The organism is Anaerovibrio lipolyticus DSM 3074, assembly GCF_900141865.1.
Taxonomy (GTDB): Bacteria; Bacillota; Negativicutes; order Selenomonadales; family Selenomonadaceae; genus Anaerovibrio; species Anaerovibrio lipolyticus.
Window position 1 is genome coordinate 15,261 of sequence record NZ_FQYW01000006.1, and the last position, 17,606, is coordinate 32,866.

17 protein-coding genes are annotated in these 17,606 nt (G+C 44.6%); all 17 read right to left on the reverse strand.

What is annotated here, in order from left to right; all coding sequences use genetic code 11:
* Window positions 1-195: 195 nt before the first annotated feature.
* Window positions 196-939, reverse strand: coding sequence for a ribonuclease PH (rph, locus tag B6K08_RS03295; protein WP_080325362.1), 744 nt, complete (start codon window positions 937-939; stop codon window positions 196-198).
* Between the two features lie 153 nt (window positions 940-1,092).
* Window positions 1,093-1,761: a coenzyme F420-0:L-glutamate ligase gene (locus tag B6K08_RS03300; protein WP_027397323.1), complete on the reverse strand. Its 669-nt coding sequence runs from the start codon at window positions 1,759-1,761 to the stop codon at window positions 1,093-1,095.
* 14 nt (window positions 1,762-1,775) lie between these two features.
* Window positions 1,776-2,336, reverse strand: coding sequence for a hypothetical protein (locus B6K08_RS03305; RefSeq protein WP_080325363.1), 561 nt, complete (start codon window positions 2,334-2,336; stop codon window positions 1,776-1,778).
* 38 nt (window positions 2,337-2,374) lie between these two features.
* Window positions 2,375-2,782 (reverse strand): acyl-CoA thioesterase, encoded by a 408-nt coding sequence (locus B6K08_RS03310; RefSeq protein WP_039207407.1) that lies wholly within the window; start codon window positions 2,780-2,782, stop codon window positions 2,375-2,377.
* Between the two features lie 130 nt (window positions 2,783-2,912).
* The gene (locus B6K08_RS03315; RefSeq protein WP_080325364.1) at window positions 2,913-4,418 is read right to left on the reverse strand and encodes a Na+/H+ antiporter NhaC family protein; all 1,506 of its coding nucleotides are present in this window, start codon (window positions 4,416-4,418) and stop codon (window positions 2,913-2,915) included.
* A gap of 139 nt (window positions 4,419-4,557) precedes the next feature.
* Complete coding sequence (locus tag B6K08_RS03320) at window positions 4,558-5,724, reverse strand: aminotransferase class I/II-fold pyridoxal phosphate-dependent enzyme (RefSeq protein WP_080325365.1); 1,167 nt, start codon at window positions 5,722-5,724, stop codon at window positions 4,558-4,560.
* A 70-nt stretch (window positions 5,725-5,794) separates the two neighbouring features.
* Window positions 5,795-6,745 (reverse strand): ribose-phosphate diphosphokinase, encoded by a 951-nt coding sequence (locus tag B6K08_RS03325; RefSeq protein WP_234985188.1) that lies wholly within the window; start codon window positions 6,743-6,745, stop codon window positions 5,795-5,797.
* Between the two features lie 120 nt (window positions 6,746-6,865).
* The gene (glmU, locus tag B6K08_RS03330; RefSeq protein ID WP_080325366.1) at window positions 6,866-8,233 is read right to left on the reverse strand and encodes a bifunctional UDP-N-acetylglucosamine diphosphorylase/glucosamine-1-phosphate N-acetyltransferase GlmU; all 1,368 of its coding nucleotides are present in this window, start codon (window positions 8,231-8,233) and stop codon (window positions 6,866-6,868) included.
* A gap of 31 nt (window positions 8,234-8,264) precedes the next feature.
* A complete protein-coding gene (locus tag B6K08_RS03335) occupies window positions 8,265-8,954 on the reverse strand; it encodes a GntR family transcriptional regulator (RefSeq protein WP_080325367.1) in 690 nt (229 codons plus the stop codon).
* A gap of 2 nt (window positions 8,955-8,956) precedes the next feature.
* Window positions 8,957-9,835 carry a 4-(cytidine 5'-diphospho)-2-C-methyl-D-erythritol kinase gene (gene ispE, locus B6K08_RS03340; protein WP_234985198.1) on the reverse strand — a complete coding sequence of 293 codons (879 nt, stop codon included), beginning with the start codon at window positions 9,833-9,835 and terminating at the stop codon, window positions 8,957-8,959.
* A gap of 24 nt (window positions 9,836-9,859) precedes the next feature.
* Window positions 9,860-10,564 (reverse strand): hypothetical protein, encoded by a 705-nt coding sequence (locus tag B6K08_RS03345; protein WP_080325368.1) that lies wholly within the window; start codon window positions 10,562-10,564, stop codon window positions 9,860-9,862.
* Between the two features lie 39 nt (window positions 10,565-10,603).
* Window positions 10,604-11,734, reverse strand: coding sequence for an HAD family hydrolase (locus B6K08_RS03350; RefSeq protein WP_080325369.1), 1,131 nt, complete (start codon window positions 11,732-11,734; stop codon window positions 10,604-10,606).
* Window positions 11,735-11,848: 114 nt separating this feature from the next.
* Window positions 11,849-13,123, reverse strand: a complete 1,275-nt coding sequence (locus tag B6K08_RS03355) for a dicarboxylate/amino acid:cation symporter (protein ID WP_039208724.1) — start codon at window positions 13,121-13,123, stop codon at window positions 11,849-11,851.
* A 108-nt stretch (window positions 13,124-13,231) separates the two neighbouring features.
* Entirely contained in the window at window positions 13,232-13,768 is a 537-nt protein-coding gene (tadA, locus tag B6K08_RS03360; protein WP_268761927.1) for a tRNA adenosine(34) deaminase TadA, read from the reverse strand.
* Complete coding sequence (locus B6K08_RS03365) at window positions 13,769-14,032, reverse strand: hypothetical protein (protein ID WP_080325370.1); 264 nt, start codon at window positions 14,030-14,032, stop codon at window positions 13,769-13,771.
* A 216-nt stretch (window positions 14,033-14,248) separates the two neighbouring features.
* Window positions 14,249-15,202 (reverse strand): malate dehydrogenase, encoded by a 954-nt coding sequence (locus tag B6K08_RS03370; RefSeq protein ID WP_080325371.1) that lies wholly within the window; start codon window positions 15,200-15,202, stop codon window positions 14,249-14,251.
* A gap of 170 nt (window positions 15,203-15,372) precedes the next feature.
* Entirely contained in the window at window positions 15,373-17,580 is a 2,208-nt protein-coding gene (locus tag B6K08_RS03375) for a tetratricopeptide repeat protein (RefSeq protein WP_159446675.1), read from the reverse strand.
* Window positions 17,581-17,606: the final 26 nt, after the last annotated feature.

Consider the following 17,606-nt stretch of genomic DNA (forward strand, 5'->3'; position numbering starts at 1 on the left):
CGCATACATATCTCATATTATCATACTTTTAATGTGCTTTCAAGCCAATAACCACAAGGGTTTGCCACTAAAAAGATGAATGGTATTCGTAATTTTTCTTTGGTCGTCTGACAATTCAGTGATAATCGGTGTTTATAGAATATTCGCCTTATCATTAGCATATTTTACCGACAAGAAATTTTTTTTAAAAACTTTTTATTCCCGGCCAACTTTCCATACTAAATCATTGCCCAAAATATCCTTTTCATAGGAAATCAGTTCATCGGTACCCTTTTCTGCCAATGCCAGTAAGTTATCCATTTCTTCACGGCTAAATGGCCTGCCCTCGCCGGTCCCCTGAACCTCCACGAACTGGCCCATACCAGTACGCACCACATTCATGTCCACAATGCAGCTGGAGTCTTCCTCATAATTTAAATCAAGTATAGGCTCCCCCGATGCAGAAATTCCCACGCTGATGGCTGACAAAAAATCTTTTACAGGAAAAGGCTTCGTGCCGTCATAAATGGTTGCACAGGCTTCCACCACAGCAATAAAGGCACCTGTAATAGAAGCTGTACGGGTACCGCCATCGGCCTGAATAACGTCACAATCAACAGTAACAGTTCTTTCCCCCAAAGCCTTCAAATCCATTACAGAACGCAGACTACGACCAATAAGGCGCTGAATCTCCTGGGTACGGCCAGTTTGCTTACCCCTGGCAGCCTCTCTGGAGGTTCGGGTATTTGTAGCACTTGGCAACAGGGAATATTCAGCTGTAAGCCAGCCTTCACCAGTTCCCTTTAAAAAGCTGGGCACACGGTCCTCAATAGTGGCAGCACAAATTACCTTGGTATTCCCCATCTCAATAAGCACGGAGCCTGCCGGGTGAATCTGAAAATGACGGTTTATCTTGTATTTACGAAGCTGGTCATTCTTACGGCCATCTTTTCTTTCCATATTTTTCCTCCTTAGAAAGCAAGATGAAAGCATACAGGCTTTCATCAGCCCTTACACGAAATCTAAAGTTCATCTGCATCCTTTGGATTTGATTCACTAAGATTTCTTAGCAAAAATCCCCGCCACCTATATGGGCGACGGGGCACAAAAATCTTAACTGTTCTGTTCCTGATACTGTCTAAAGTTCTTGATAATAACAATTGGGGTCTTCTGGGAAGCATTACCAAAAGGATTATCAATCAGAAGATTAGCCGCCATAAGACCATTGAGGCCCTTGGACTGACCAACCACCCGGGAACGCTTCAAATCATTTACGTCAGCGATAAGACCGCCAAAGCAGCCCAGACGTGCCTTGAGCTGTTCAACAACCTTGTCAGGATCCTTCGGACCATAAACAATGTGCTTATCAAATGGTGGCATAGTACCGGTAACGTCATCGATAAGAGCAGTCTGCTCACCGCCCCACTTGTAAAAGAGGCCTTTTAAGCCCACAATTTTTCCCAAAAAGCCAGCAAAAAGTGCACCGGCCACACGCCACTTGCCCTCCACATCCATCAAGGACTGCATGCCGTGTGGGGTGGCCAAGGAGCCATAATCAGGGATAAACCGGCAACAAAACTTTGCCACCTTGGTAATTTTCAAATCCTCAGGACGCACGGCCCGCCCCTGGGTAATAGCCACAACACTTTCCGCTACAGAAATAACATCATCAGGACCAATCTTGTCCTTGGTATAACGCTCTACTGTATCAATAATATCATCCTTATCAGTAAGAATTCTGGTAGGGATTGGAATCAGTTCAATTTTTGCATCATTACTCATGTCAAATGCCCTCCTTATGCTTCAACCAGTTCAGTGCCGACAAGTTTGGCGATTTCCGCTGCCGGTACCTCGATACGAACCTGACGGTAATGAGCCTCCATGCGGCCAGCTTCCATCCAAATAATCAAGAAATTGAAGTCAGGCATCTTGGAAATGGCTTCCTTAATGGTCATGCCATGACGGGCAATGAGCTTAATCTGGGCCTTAATGGTAGCGCGGTCAAGATCCTTTCCATATCCCTTCCGCTGAATGATATAAGCCTCAAAATAATCATCCTCACGGGGAGCGGACAGGAGCTCCGCATGACCTCTTGTTTCAACACCATCATACTGCTCATAAGGGAGCTGTGGGCGAACAAAGCAGTCCATCATAACAGTACACTGCTTGCCCTCATTCACAAATTCAACATTGGTGCTGAAGGTCAGGCTATCCTCAGTCTGTTCATCCACTACAAAGGCACTACGGCTATCCTTCTTTGCAATTACATTCTCCACTCCTAAATGCATAAAATACAATTTCGTAAAAAGTACAATCAGAATTGCAACAGCGACTATACACAATAACACGGTTTCCATAAATTATACCTCCAACTGTTTGAATGCCTTATGATTAATCAATCCAGCATTGCTTTTAATTTATTGTAGTAGTTTTCCGGCAAGCGGGTAATCTTGCCAGTTTCCATTGAAGTAAAAACATTCTGTGTCCTGCCAGTTACCAGCAGGGTATCATCGGATGCCCGCAAAATACGGTATGTAAATGCCATCTTCGCCTTAGTAAGGGCTTCAGGAGTAGTTTCAATAATCAATTCATCATCAAATTTGGCAGAATTGACATATTTGGCACTAACTTCCGTAATCGGAAAAACATAACCATCATCCATAAGCTGATTCAGGGTAATGCCAGCCTCCCGAAGAAACTCCACACGACCGATTTCAAACCATCTGATGTAGTTGGAATGATGCACCACAGCCATGGCATCTGTGTCATAAAAGTTAACCTTGTGACGTACTGTTGTAACCACAACATCATCTCCTCATTTTTCAATCTTCTACAACCTATTAAGAATAAAACTATACCAACTGAATGTCAAGGCGAAAATAAAACACCTGCACAAAAATGCACAGGTGTTGTAATTATATAATATTTAAAAATTAATGATCAACGTCAACAGGCTTAACCTTGGCACAGATTATAGCCATAACCACTGCCAAAATAACAGCTGCCGCAGCCAGACCATACCAGCCGTTCATGGTATAACCATCCACCATATAACCTACAAAGCTGGCACTGGCCACAATCAGCACATAAGGAATCTGAGTGCTTACATGGTCAAGGTGACTGCACTGGGCACCGGCAGAAGCCAAAATTGTCGTATCGGAAATAGGTGAAGCGTGGTCGCCACCTACTGCACCGGACAAAATAGCTGCCACAGTGATAGCCAGCATATTTGCATCATTTGGTCCAATAACAGCTACCGCAATAGGTATAAGAATGCCGAAGGTTCCCCATGAGGTTCCGGTGGCAAAGGCCAAAATAATAGCCACAACAAAGAAAATCACCGGCAGGAACATTACCACATCAGTGTTGGCACTTACCAGCATTCCCACATAACCGCCAAGATTAAGATACTTGTCACTGCAGATACCGGAAAGAGTCCAGGCAAAGCAGAGAATCAAATTTGCAGGAGTCATGGCCTTAAAGCCCTGTACAAAGGTTTCGCAGAAGGACTTAAAGGAAATAACCCTGCGTGGCAGATACAGCAGAGCAGTAAACACAAATGCAGTAAAGGAACCAAATACCAACCCCTTGGAGCTGTCACAGTCCGCAAAGGCATCTGCAATGGTCTTGCCCTCATTGATACCACCAGTGTAAAGCATACCATATACACAGGCGGCAATAAGTACCAGCAATGGCAAAATCAAATCAATAATTCTACCGTTTCCCAAGGGAGCTTCTTCCTCACTATCCCGATATTCCTTTGGTACAATGAAGTGTTCCTGGTTCTTTTTCACATAAGCCGCCATGGAAAATACATCACGTTGGGAAGCTATGATGAAAACCATAAATACCATGGTCAAAAGAGCATAGAGGTTAAATGGTATGGTCTGCAAAAACAGGGAAAACCCATCGATTTCGCTGTTCTCAGGCAGGGAAGAGCCTACAGCTGCCGCCCAGCTGGATACTGGCGCCAAAATACAGATAGGTGCCGCAGTGGCATCAATAATGTAAGCCAGCTTGGCACGGGAAATCTTAAATTTATCCGTAATTGGACGCATTACAGTACCAACGGTGAGACAGTTAAAATAGTCATCGATGAAAATTACAATACCAAGGACAGCAGTCAAAAGCATTGCACTGCGACGTCCCTTGATGTTTTCTGCCGCCCACTCACCATAAGCCCGGGTGGCACCGGAGCGGGTAATAGCCGCCACAATAATACCCAGGATTACCAAAAAGACCAAGATATTGACATTGCCGCCAACCTTATCAGCCAGCACATCAAACATAGTCATAATGGCTTCAATAACATTGAAATTTGTATATAGCAAAGCACCGGAGAAAATACCGATAAGCAGTGACATATACACTTCCTTTGTCGCCAATGCCAGCACAATAGTGATTATAGGTGGCAATATTGACCATACAGATTCTACCATGTGTTTTTCCTACTTTCTTTTATTGAGAATAAATACTCATTTATTTTAATACAAAATACATTTTTTCTCAACTAAAAATATATATTTCGGATACCTAATATAACAATTAAGCATAACAAAAGTCCATTGACAGACAACATCAGGCAAAAATACCGGATTTCTTTACCTCATCCACAGCCCGCTGCATATCCTCCTCAGACTGTACCAGTGCCATACGGACATAGCCCTCTCCGGAAGGTCCAAAGGCACTACCAGGGGTTACCAGCACCCCAGTCTTATCCAATAAATCCTTAACAAAGGCTTCAGAATGCTCATAAGAGGCTGGAATCGGTGCCCATACAAACATAGTTCCAGGTGGCTTATCCATCTGCCAGCCAGCTTCAATAAGGCCATCACAAAGGACATCACGACGACGCTCGTAGGCTGCTCTGGTTTCCGCCACAATGGACTGATCCCCGGAAATTGCCTCAATAGCCGCCGCCTGAATTGGCAAAAACATTCCGTAATCCATATTTGATTTCAAAGTCTTTAGCATACCAACAACTTTGGAATTACCAAGGCAATAGCCTATACGGGCACCTGCCAGACCGTAGGTCTTGGACAGGGAGTTGAACTCCACACCGACCTCCTTGGCTCCAGGAAGCTCCAGAAAGCTACCCCATTCACGGCCGTCAAATACCAGCTCGCTATAAGCGTTATCATGCAAAACAATGATGTCATATTTTTTAGCGAAGGCAATAAGCTCCTTGTAGAACTCTATTGGTGCCATAGCTGCTGTTGGATTATTAGGATAGGAAACCAGCATGAATTTGGCCTTACGTGCCACTTCCTCAGGAATATCCCCAAGCTGAATCACATAATCGTGCTCTTTTTTCTGAGGCATATAATAAAGCTCAGCCCCGGCAATACGAGGACCATCTGCAAAAATTGGATAGCATGGATCCGGAACCATCATAATATCCCCTGGGTCCAAAATTGAAAGGGCAATATGAGCCAGTCCATCCTGAGAACCCAAAAGAGAGCAAATTTCCGTATCAGGATCCAAGGTTACATTGTAGCGACGCTGATACCACCGGGCCACAGCATCCAGCATAGCCTTTCTGTCAGAAATGGCATATACATAGTTGGCTGGATCCATTACGGCCTTGGCCATTGCTTCCATGATCCGCTTGGCAGGTGGAATATTAGGCGCACCGATACTCAGGTCAATGACATTTTTACCGGCAGCCATACGCTCCTTGCGCATTTCTGCCAATCTGGAGAATACCCCTTCTCCAAACTGTTCCATTCTTTTTGCAAATTCCATTATTATCACCCCAAAATTCTTGCTAAACGAAAAGGGCGAACCGAGATTCGCCCCTTGCATTATTTAATTATTATTTGAAGAGCTTACTTACAGAACCATTGTTGTAAATACAATCAATGAACTCAGCCAACATAGGTGCCAGAGAAATGGTTACAATCTTGTTGGAACGCTTCTCTGGAGCCAATGGAATAGTATTTGTAATAATAAGCTGCTTAATAACAGAGTCATTTATACGCTGTACAGCAGGATCAGTCAAAATACCATGAGAGCAGCAAGCATAAACCTCCTTGGCACCCAGCTTCTTCAAAGCCTTGGCACCTTCACAGAGGGAACCAGCAGTATCAACCATATCATCAATCATGATACAGGTCTTGCCCTTAACCTCACCGATGAGGTTCATAACCTCTGCACAACCAGGGCGTGGACGGCGCTTCTCCACAATGGCAATGCCAACATCCAGCAAATCAGCCATTTTACGGGCACGGGTAACACCGCCGAGGTCAGGGGATACCACAATAGCATCCTCAAGATTAAGCTCCTTGAAATACTCAGCCATTGCAGGAGCTGCTGCCAAATGGTCTACCGGAATATCAAAGAAGCCCTGAATCTGGCCAGCATGAAGGTCAACAGTAACTACACGGTCCATACCAGCAGACTGCATCAAATTTGCAACCAGCTTTGCGGAAATAGGCTCACGGCCACGGGTCTTACGGTCCTGACGGGCATAAGCATAATAAGGAACTACGGCGGTTACGCTATGAGCAGATGCACGCTTACAAGCATCAGTCATAATGAGAAGCTCCATCAGATTCTCATTAACTGGCTGGCTGGTAGGCTGGATAATGAAGATATCCTTACCGCGAATACTTTCACTGATCATAACCTGGATTTCACCGTTGTTGAAATGGCCCACCTGTGCCTCGATAAGGCTGATACCAAGGTGCTCGGCAATTTCCTGAGCCAGCTCTGGATTCGCATTACCAGCTAAAAGACGCATGTTACTCTTTGCAGATTGTGACATTTTTTATAAAGCCTCCAAACTTTAATAAAACAAATTTCTTTTGGGGAAAATTTTCAACTGGGATTTCCCAGCAAAAAATTTCCGTATATATATTATCAGTAAAACACTGAAATATCCACTTTAATTTTTTCGTTTATCTGCCCATCCACTTATATTTTTTTGGTGAGCCCTGGCAATAGCCAAATCAGAGGCTGGAATATCCTTGGTAATAGTGGAACCGGCACCAATATATGCGCCCTCACCAACTGTTACAGGAGCCACCAGTGCTGTCTGGCAACCCACAAAGGCATTGTCACCAATGACAGTACGATGCTTGTTCTTGCCGTCGTAGTTAACGGTAACAGTACCACAGCCACAGTTTACATGGCTTCCCACATCAGCATCACCGATATACTGGAGATGAGGCAGCTTGGTACCCTCACCGATGTTGGAATTTTTAACCTCAACAAAGTTTCCGATATGAACGTCCTTGCCTATATGGGTATTAGGACGAAGATGAACATACGGGCCAAAGTCAACGCCATCATCAACGATGCAGTCATGACCATAAGCGAAATGGCCTTTTACGCCATCCCCAATGGTAACATTGCTAAAGCGGCAGTTAGGACCGATTTCGCAATTTGCACCAATCTTAGTATTGCCCTCCAGCCAGGTGAAAGGATAAATCACTGTATCAGGGCCTACCTCAACGTCAGCATCCACAAAGGTACTGTCTGGGTCCATAAGGGTTACGCCGTTATCCATCAATTCTATATTCTTGCGACGACGGAGAATCTTCTCTGCCCCGGAAAGCTGAACACGGGAATTTATGCCCAAAGTGGATTCATAATCATCTGCAGCCACAGCCCAGATTTTCTCACCCTGCTCACGGAGAATGCCCAATACATCCGGAAGATAATATTCACCCTGGGCGTTATCACAGCCCACTTTCTCCAAGGCCTCAAACAACTCCTTGCACTCAAAGCAATAAATACCGGAGTTTACCTCCTTAACCTGGCGCTCCTCCTCAGTGGCATCCTTCTGCTCAACGATACGGGCAACATCGCCCTCAGCCGTACGGATAATACGGCCATAACCAGTGGCATCTGGCATAATGGCAGTGAGCACAGTTGCCTTGGCACCAGCAGCCTTATGTCCCTTGTAGAGCTTGCTGATAAGATCAGCAGTAACCAGAGGAGTATCACCGCAAAGCACCATAACAGTTCCCTTCTCCTTGGAAAGAAGTGGGGCTGCCTGCTTTACTGTGTGACCAGTTCCCAGCTGCTCAGCCTGGACCACAAACTCAGCCTGGTCCCCAATAGCCTCCTTAACGGTGTCGCCACCAAAGCCCACGACTACAACATTGCGTTTGGAACCAGCCTTGGTTGCAGCATCAAGAACGTGCTGCAGCATAGACTTGCCCGCAACTTTATGTAAAACCTTTGGCAGCTTGGACTTCATCCTTGTGCCCTTGCCTGCCGCTAAAATTACTGTTACTAAATCCAGCATCAAAAATTGCCTCCAATATTTTTATATATAATTATTTTCCACGCTTCTTCATGACTTCCATGCTCTCCAAAAGAGTCTGCTCAGACTTTTCCATGTGATATTCAGCAGCCGCCCGGGCTTCTGCCACATCCCCCTGGGCTATGGCCTCCACAATGCGACGATGCTCCTCCAGAGTTGCTTTCAGGCGGCCTGGAAAGGCCATGGAGGTGGAACGGAATCTGGTGAGCTGTTCACGAAGATTGAAAATTATACCTACCAAACGGGAATTGCGGCTTGCCTGATACAAAAGGTCATGGAATTCTGTATCGCACTCAACGATTTTGTCCATGTCATTTTCCTCAATGTATCCTCCAATGGCTACCAACAGGCGCTGTAATCTTTCCAGTTCCTCATCAGTAATGCGCTCTGCAGCCAAACCGCTGGCCAAAGAATCGAGGGAAGTACGGATTTCAAAAACCTCATTTACATCCCTGATTGACAGATTAGCCACATAGGTTCCACGACGGGGCATCATAATAACATAGCCCTCCAGCTCCAGCTTACGGATTGCTTCCCTTACAGGGGTACGGCTGACACCTAAATCCTCTGCTAACTGGCTTTCCATAAGTCGTTCGCCGGGCTTCAATTTCCCCTTGCGAATAGCATCCCTGAGGGTTTCACAAACTACCTCACGGAGAGGCTGATAGCTATCCAATTTAATAGGTGATAATTTAGTGTCCATAATTAACCTCTATTTCTGCCAACAGTTTTCGCTGTAAACACAGCCGCCTCATTATCTATATTTTTTATCGCTGCCGCCATTTTCTCTGCCACAGATGCATCAGGAGCAATGCCGAATACTGTAGGGCCGCTTCCTGACATCATACTGGCCAGTGCCCCTTTATCCAACATTTCCTTCTTATATCTGTCGATAATGGCATGCTTTTTTATAGTAACACTTTCCAGCACATTACACAACAATTTACTTGCAGATAAAATATCCCCCCGCTCTATAGCCTTTATCATGGCCTTATTATCAGGGTGAGGACCAGTATAGCCAGCATCATAGGTCTTGTAGGCCCAAGCCGTGGATACTCCCACCTTTGGCTTGGCCAACACTATGTCAACCTCCGGAAAATCTGGCAAACGCTCCAAAATCTCCCCCCGGCCAGTGGACAGCATGGTGCCCCCCATTATGCAGAAAGGGATATCGGAACCAAGACGTGCCCCCAGCTCACATAGCTTTTCCTCTGAAAGATTTAGCTCATAAAGCTGGCTCATTCCCTTCAGAACAGCCGCCGCATCAGATGACCCTCCTGCCAGGCCTGCAGCAATGGGTATATGCTTATCCAAGGTTATTTTCACCCCAGCATTAAGACCGCACTCCTCCATAACAAGTGCAGCTGCCCGATAGCACAGATTGGTATTATCCGCAGGCAGGTCAGAGCCCGGAATTTCAAGCTCAATACCGCCATCTGTCTTTTCCATATACAGGTTATCGTGAAGACTTACCTCCTGCATAACCATAGCCACCTCATGGTAGCCGTCATCTCTGGTACCCAAAATATCCAGCGTCAGATTTATTTTTGCATTCGCCTGTATTTCGATTTTATCGGAACTCACTGTTCCCACTCCTTTAATTTATCTTTAAATATCCCAATGCAGATTATCAGGATTAGGTGTTGCCTTGTCAATTTCTGACAAAATCCAAGAAATATTTTCATGGGTGGCAGCAAATGCCTTATCCAATCTCTTTTTATACTGTTCAGTAATCTCCATATTATGAAGCGCCATGTGCATATAATCCTTGGCCACAAGAGGAACACCACGCTCCGCCGCCAACTGGGCCTTGAAACGGTAACCATAATACAGATAGCTGTTATGTTCTATAGGAATATCCTTGAATACCTCAATACGCTCATCCACCTCAGCCTCAGCATCCTCAGTCTGCTTCATGAGATGCATAATATTCCAGCGCTGAGCCCAAAGCTCACCTCTAAGTATATATTTATAAAGATAATCATAGGATTCTGCAGTTTCAATAGCCATATTGATGTGCTCAAGGGCCTTGTTATAAATCTTCTGATCCTTCTCCACCTGACTAAGGTGCTGGAGGGCGTAAGCCTTCTCCTCCACATCCTGACTATTTTCCTCGTCTGGCTCCACATCCAACACGGACATAAACAGTTCCTTGGCAGCATCCAGACGATTAAATTCCGGCATGGCCAGAAAATGACCTAAACGGGCACGGCAATGCCAGTCATCGTAACCATTGGCAAAAAGCTCCTGAGGAGGACGGGCTGAATTATCAAGAACTGTATTTACTAACTCGGAAAATTCTTCTTTATCCATAAAAATGTAACTCCTTAAAACTCTAAATCTATTTTTCTATTAATAGTTATAAGTGAACTGGTTGGCAAAAATACCAATAAGGAAAAGCACGCCTGCCATAATCGGCAGCACTGGTGCAAAAAACGGCAGGGCTGACTCAGCCACAATGTAGCTGGTAATAGCACCTAAAACAAGATTAAACAGCACTGTAACAATAATGCCGGTTTTTCGCTTGCTGTATGTATATCTGGCAATATCCACTGCACTCATTATATTACCGAAATCCACACTGTCCACATACACATCACACTGCTCCTTAATTGACTCATCAGTAATACTAAGGGCGAAGCTGATATCAGCTGACTGGGCCAAAACCTGGGTATTGCTGGTGGTGGCCACAGCTCCAATAAGGGAATCAGAAGTCTTCATAATAGTAATTTTCTTGGCCTTTTCCATGGTATCCATTTCGGCATTAACATTATTAATACCGGCCTGTCGGGCAATATTACGGGCAGTGCTGCCGGCAGCACTGGTCATAATAGCGGTGGAAATACCATAATCCCTAAGGGTTTGAACCGCACCTGGGACAGTCGGCCGCAGGGCATCACTAAACACAATAAAGCCACGGCAAAAACCACCAATGCTTACAAAGGAAACCACATTTCCCTTCCCTGCCAGCTGATCGGCCCTGGTGAGTATTTCCGCAGGGATTTTTACATCATGGTCCTGCAGAAAAGACGCTGTGCCAACTCTGACCTCCTGATGGTTGATTAGAGCCTCAACGCCTTTACCTGGAACCACATTGCTGGCAGAGGCCTCAGATAATTCAAGGTGCTTTTCGTCGGCCCACTCGGCTATTGCATCCGCCAAAGGATGCTGGACACCCGCCTCAGCAGATGCTGCAAAGGTCATCATTTTAGATGGGGCTATACCGGCGGGAATAATATCATATACCATTGGCACTCCCTTAGTAACAGCACCAGAAATACCCATAACCAGCTGCCCTGTCAGATTTAACAACGGAAGCAGCTTGCGGCTTTTGGCACGAATCTTGAACTTTTTCAAAGTCCTCATGGCCTGCCACGGAAGGATATACTTCAATAATAAATATGCCAAGGCGTTTACCACTATAAAAATACCGGCAATCATGCCATAAAATACAATTCTATTTTCAAGAAACATATCAAACATTATTACCAACTCCTACCAAATAATTATGGTAGCAGGTACCATAAAAGTCAATAGGCGAAGAAAAAGTCGGCCACCTTTCAGTAGCCGACTTAACTAAAAACACAGATTAAATTGTCAGTCAAGAGAATCCTTCAGATCATTGTTGGTCATAGCGCATACACAGGAGTCTGACCAAACATTTTCTGCAGTTTCTATCATGTCAATAATAGTGTAAATAGGAAGAATAACACCCATAATTCCCAGTGGTGCACCCATGGAGGACATAAGGGACAGGGTCAAAAAATAACATCCCATTGGTACGCCTGCATTCCCCACTGCGGCGAACACTGCCACAAAAAGCCAGGTGATCATAGTTCCCATGGAAAGCTCAAAGCCCGCATTCTGCATTACGAACAATGAAGTTACCAAAATAAATGCTGCGCAACCATTCATATTGATGGTGGTACAAATTGGCAAAACAAAACGGGAAACCTTCTTGTTTACCTTTAAGTTATCCTCAGCTGATGCCATGGTAACAGGCAATGTTGCTGCAGAGCTCTTGGTAAACAGAGCCACTGCCAGGGCCGGGGACATCTTCTTAAATACAGTAAATGGATTGAGCCCTCTCAGAAGCAGGAAGATTGGCAAAACAATGAAGAACTGGATTACGTTTCCACCCATAACTACAGCCACATATTTACCAAGGGAGCCTACGATAACACCGGCCTCAATCTGGGCAGCCAGCTGACCAGCAAAAGCCACAATACCGATTGGCAACACATACACAATGCCCCTTATCAGAGTAAAGAGCAATTCCTGAAGGCCATTTATCACCTTCATAAGCATCTGTACATTTTCCGTTTTCGGCATATTGGCCAGACCAAGACCTACTGCAAAGGCAATTAAGAGAATAGATAATACATTGCCAGCTAAAAATGGCTGAAGCAAATTGTTAGGTATTACCGACAAGAAATGGTCATAATAGGACAGCTTCCCCAATTTATCCGGAACCTCAGCAACCCCGGCACCAATAACATCTGCTGGTAAATTTTCCGGTGCAATAAAGATGTATAAGGCCAGTCCCACAGCCGCTGCCGCAATGGTTGTAAGCATGGTATATACCACAGCGTGACCAAAAATTCGGCCTGTTTCCTTCTTGGTGCCCAAGGTCGCCAAGGTGGTTATAACTGCCAGAGCAATGGTTGGAACTGCCACAAACTGGAACAGCCGGGTAAATACGGTGGCAACGAAGTTGAACAGATCGTTAAGCACCGGAATATTTAGCCATCCCAGGGCTCCGCCCACAATCAGTGCTGAAAACCACAAAACCATCTGCTTTACCTGAGCTTTTTGGTCAGTCTGCTTTATGGCCTCCTGCGCCTTCTTCTGAACATCATTTTCACTAGACATATCCTTCCCCCTCTTTCTCTGAGCTATTACCAACCTGCTTAGTCGGTAATAATTTTAATATGAGTAGTATGATACTCAAAAAATATATAATTGTCAATTAATATTTTATCATTCTTTTTCAAGTGTACAAGTGTCTTGTTCTGTTTTTTCACAACTTTGGGGATTGTATTGTCTTTTCTTTTTATTCTGCTCACGTCGCATCTTAAAAAAGTCCCTCATTATGCCACAGCATCTGTCCTCCAATACCCCGGCAGTAACCTCCGTCTGATGGTTAAGATTGCTGTTTGTCAATACATTAAAAATAGAATGCACTGCCCCGGCCTTAATGTCAGCCCCACCATAGACCACCCTGTCAATGCGGCTGTTCACAATGGCCCCGGCACACATGGGACAAGGCTCTATTGTCACATAAAGGGTAGTTCCGGAAAGACGCCACCTGTCCAGCTTTTTGTTTGCTGCCCGTATAGCCTCTATCTCCGCATGGGCTGTGGCATCTTTTGCTGTTTCACGCAGATTATGTCCCACAGAAACAGTAGTGCCGTCCTTGGCCACAAGGACGGCACCTATAGGAACTTCCCCGAGCTCGTAAGCCTTCTGAGCTTCAGCCAGGGCAAGATTCATATACTTTTCGTCATCTAATATCATTTACGCCTCAGCTCCTCCTCGAAAGAATCGCAAATCCACGCCACCCTCGTAGAACAGGGACTGGGTTACCTGCTGACAATCCAGCACATAAGCCTCTGAAATCGGAGCATCTTCCCGCTGCTGTCTCATCTTTTCGGTAAGCATTTTGTGGAACGGGGATTTACCATTATTCTGATCATCACGACTATTTTTCCGCAGGAATGGGCTGTTCACATCACAGTCAACACCCTTTACTCTTGCTACTCTTTCAATTTTCTCTAACATGATGATCACCTCACTTTATTAATTCACTAATACATCAACCATAATCCCCCAAAATTAACTAATTATCTCTTCTTGCCACATATATCGGTACTATTTACCCATAAATTAACACATTTTTCTGAAAAATCCATGTATACTTTTAAAATATACAAAAAAGGTCCACAGAAATCTGCAGACCTTTCATGTACATATTAAATATGATGTTTAGAAGTAAAATTACTTCTTCAGTGCGTCGCCCAGGTTGTTCTGAGTGTTGCGAGCTGCCTGTACGGACTCAGCGAATCGCTCCTTCTCCTTGCCCTCGAGCTTCAGCTCAACAATCTTCTCAATACCGTTCTCGCCCAGAATTACTGGAACGCCGATGCAGAGGTCATCCTCGCCATACTCACCCTCGAGGTATACGCAGCAAGGAATGAGCTTCTTGCCATCAGTGATGATGGACTTAACCAGCTCGCCAGCTGCAGCACCTGGAGCATACCAAGCGGAAGTGCCCAGGAGACCGGTCAAGGTAGCACCGCCAACCTTGGTCTGTGCAATAGCATCCTCAAGCTCAGCCTCGCTGAGGAAGTGAGATACAGGAATACCCTTGTAAGTTGCGATGGATCCGAGTGGAACCATGGTCTTGTCACTATGACCACCGATAACCATACCCTCGATGTCGGTAGGAGTTGCAGGATAACCCTTCTTCTTCAGTGCGCAAGACAGGAAATAACGGAAGCGGGAGCTGTCCAGCATACCGCCCATACCGATAACCTTGTTCTTAGGAAGGCCGGAATTCTTCAGTGCAAGATAAGTCATTGCATCCATTGGGTTGGAGATAACAATGAAGATTGCATCTGGGGAATACTTAACAGCCTGCTCAATAACACTGCCTACGATGCCGGCATTAACGCCGATGAGGTCCTCACGGCTCATACCTGGCTTACGAGGAATACCGGAAGTGATAACAACAACCTTGGAACCTGCAGTAGTAGAGTAATCGTTAGTAACACCAGTAATAGTAGTGTTGAAGTTAAGGATCTGAGAGGTCTGCATCATATCCATAGCCTTACCTTCGGAAACACCCTCTTTAATATCGAGAAGTACTACTTCACTAGCATAACCAGCACTTGCAATAACATTTGCTGCGGTAGCGCCTACGTTACCTGCACCTACAACTGTAACTTTCATAATTTTACAATTCCTCCTTTTATTTACGACAGACTGCGTATGGTCACAATCTGAACATTGAACTAATGATATTATAACAAATACTTATGAAATAATCAATTAAATAAGGCGATTAGTCACTTTTCAATAAAAAATAGAGTGTGACAAAAATGCCACACCCTATTAATCATTTAGAATTTCTTTACATAATGCATGAAGTTAAACAAACCATCAGTTACATAGGTGAAAATACTGCTATAACCACTGTAGTACTCGCCGGAGCTGGTACGCTCATATACGCCATCCATTGCGCCATTCAACGGAGTATCAGTCAAATGGTTTTCGATATGGTTGGCATCAGTAAACCACCGTTTGGCGTAATTAAATATTGTTGCTCCGTCATTACCATACATGGCAAATACATTAGTGGCCTTATCGTAGGTAAATGCAGTCCATTCACTCGGATCATTCTCATTGGTCATCTTATACCACATGGCAGGCAGGTTAGGGCGCGCTTCTACTTCCTTTTCAGGATACAGAGCTACCTCATATATTACCCCATGACCATCTTCTACCTCGTACTGGGCACCGATATCACTGTCACCATTGAAAATAATGTTACGGACCAAGGTTAAAATGTGTGGCTTAATGGTGTAATTCTGTGGATACAGAACATAAGCAGCCAAGGACTGACTGTACTCATATACGCCACTTTCCTGACTATTAACAAAATCCCTTACCACAACGGCATTGTTCGCATCATCAAAACGAACCGCCTGCTTTAAGCCGGCACCATCATAAATGAGATATTCATGGGTATCATAATCGTAATCGAAGGAGAAGTCACCCCAAATATAACCATAATCCTGTTTAAACAGATATTTGCCATGAGGACGGTCAACGAAATCCACAGTAGTTGGGCCATAGTTAGCCTTCAGATAATTGTAGGTCTTCATTGGGTCTTCATAGGAAAGGATATACCGCTGTCCCTCTGAGTAATACTTAAGGACAGTATTATTCAAGTCATAAATTTCCTCAGAGCTATTAGTTGGTAACGTGGATGGTGCAGTGACAATAGCACCGTCAGAAGCCAGCTGCGGACCGTTGCCGGCACCTGGCATAGCAGTAGGTACATTAACCGCTGAGCCAAGCTGTTCATACTGCTGCTGATATACGCCACCTTCATACTTGGTGCGTACATCCTGTGGTACTACTTCCTTATAAAAATCATCCGTTTCGTTCTGCTTAATGCCACCAACAACAGATATAATAACCCCATCATTCTCCCATACGGTTCTGGCAGGGAACTGTGAAGAATTATTGGTAACGTATATAGCATCATTCAGCTTCTTTAAGTCATCCTTGTACTTATTCATCTTGTCCTGATGACGTTGTTGCTTGGTATTGGCGTGCTTCAAACGTTCATGTTGGAATCGGCCAATATCATCGATGATATTAGGATCGTATTTCTCGGCCTTCCCGTAGTCAGAGTCCGCATCACTCTTCCTGCCCAATGCCTGATTGCACAAAGACCGGTAATAATAGGTATGAGCCGATTCATCATTTATTTCCAAGCTCTTATTAAAATCCGCCATGGCCTTATCATATTGGCCCAATGCATAATAAATCGTGCCCCTTGTATCAAGAATATTGGCATCTTCCTTATCCTTCATTACTGCCCATTGGGCATCGTCAAGGGCCTGTTCATAATTTCCCAATAAGTAATTATGCCATGCTCTCTGGTTATACGCAGAAGCTATAGGTGCAGCCTCAATACGTCTGGTTTCCCACTCCAGGGCTTCATCGTAATTACCCAATTCCCAGCATGCCTTGCCTAAATCCCGGGCAATGGCCTGATCATGACAACCACCATCATAGATGTTTTTCAAATGTTTGTATGCCGTTTCCCAATCCTTTTCAGAAACAGCCTTTTCTGCTTGGTTAAAATCATTTTTATGGGCAGCATCGAAGGCCCGATTGTCCGCCGCCACCTCGTTGCACAGAGCTGGGAACATGCTTTTTACTGTGTCGTATACCGTAAGTGCAGCAACAGAAATATTTACAAACTTGAATTTATACATTGTCCAATTATCAATGTCAATAGGAACACTATAATACGTTACCATATCGTCAGCTGTATCAAACAACACATAATCCTTACCGACTTCGTTTACCACAGGTATTCCATAAGGCAAATACTGCTCCTCGTGGGTGGTATAGGCACATCGAACATAACTGCGCCCGTAATAAGTAACCTTTTTGACATAAGGAACATCCATGCGTATATAGCCGTTTTGAGTGTCGGCTATAATTGGATTTTCCGTATTTTCCGCATAGGATGTTGCCGTCAGCATCAGCAATATCATCCAAAAAATTGCCAATACTCTTCGTAATTTCATAACCATTCCTCCATGATGTTATTTTA

Bases quoted from the DNA above. Each gene is read 5' to 3' on its own strand.
- rph (WP_080325362.1), bottom strand. From the start codon at position 939: ATGGAAAGAAAAGATGGCCGTAAGAATGACCAGCTTCGTAAATACAAG.
- B6K08_RS03300 (WP_027397323.1), bottom strand. From the start codon at position 1,761: ATGAGTAATGATGCAAAAATTGAACTGATTCCAATCCCTACCAGAATT.
- B6K08_RS03305 (WP_080325363.1), bottom strand. From the start codon at position 2,336: ATGGAAACCGTGTTATTGTGTATAGTCGCTGTTGCAATTCTGATTGTA.
- B6K08_RS03315 (WP_080325364.1), bottom strand. From the start codon at position 4,418: ATGGTAGAATCTGTATGGTCAATATTGCCACCTATAATCACTATTGTG.
- B6K08_RS03320 (WP_080325365.1), bottom strand. From the start codon at position 5,724: ATGGAATTTGCAAAAAGAATGGAACAGTTTGGAGAAGGGGTATTCTCC.
- B6K08_RS03325 (WP_234985188.1), bottom strand. From the start codon at position 6,745: ATGTCACAATCTGCAAAGAGTAACATGCGTCTTTTAGCTGGTAATGCG.
- glmU (WP_080325366.1), bottom strand. From the start codon at position 8,233: ATGCTGGATTTAGTAACAGTAATTTTAGCGGCAGGCAAGGGCACAAGG.
- B6K08_RS03335 (WP_080325367.1), bottom strand. From the start codon at position 8,954: ATGGACACTAAATTATCACCTATTAAATTGGATAGCTATCAGCCTCTC.
- B6K08_RS03345 (WP_080325368.1), bottom strand. From the start codon at position 10,564: ATGGATAAAGAAGAATTTTCCGAGTTAGTAAATACAGTTCTTGATAAT.
- B6K08_RS03350 (WP_080325369.1), bottom strand. From the start codon at position 11,734: ATGTTTGATATGTTTCTTGAAAATAGAATTGTATTTTATGGCATGATT.
- B6K08_RS03355 (WP_039208724.1), bottom strand. From the start codon at position 13,123: ATGTCTAGTGAAAATGATGTTCAGAAGAAGGCGCAGGAGGCCATAAAG.
- tadA (WP_268761927.1), bottom strand. From the start codon at position 13,768: ATGATATTAGATGACGAAAAGTATATGAATCTTGCCCTGGCTGAAGCT.
- B6K08_RS03365 (WP_080325370.1), bottom strand. From the start codon at position 14,032: ATGTTAGAGAAAATTGAAAGAGTAGCAAGAGTAAAGGGTGTTGACTGT.
- B6K08_RS03370 (WP_080325371.1), bottom strand. From the start codon at position 15,202: ATGAAAGTTACAGTTGTAGGTGCAGGTAACGTAGGCGCTACCGCAGCA.
- B6K08_RS03375 (WP_159446675.1), bottom strand. From the start codon at position 17,580: ATGAAATTACGAAGAGTATTGGCAATTTTTTGGATGATATTGCTGATG.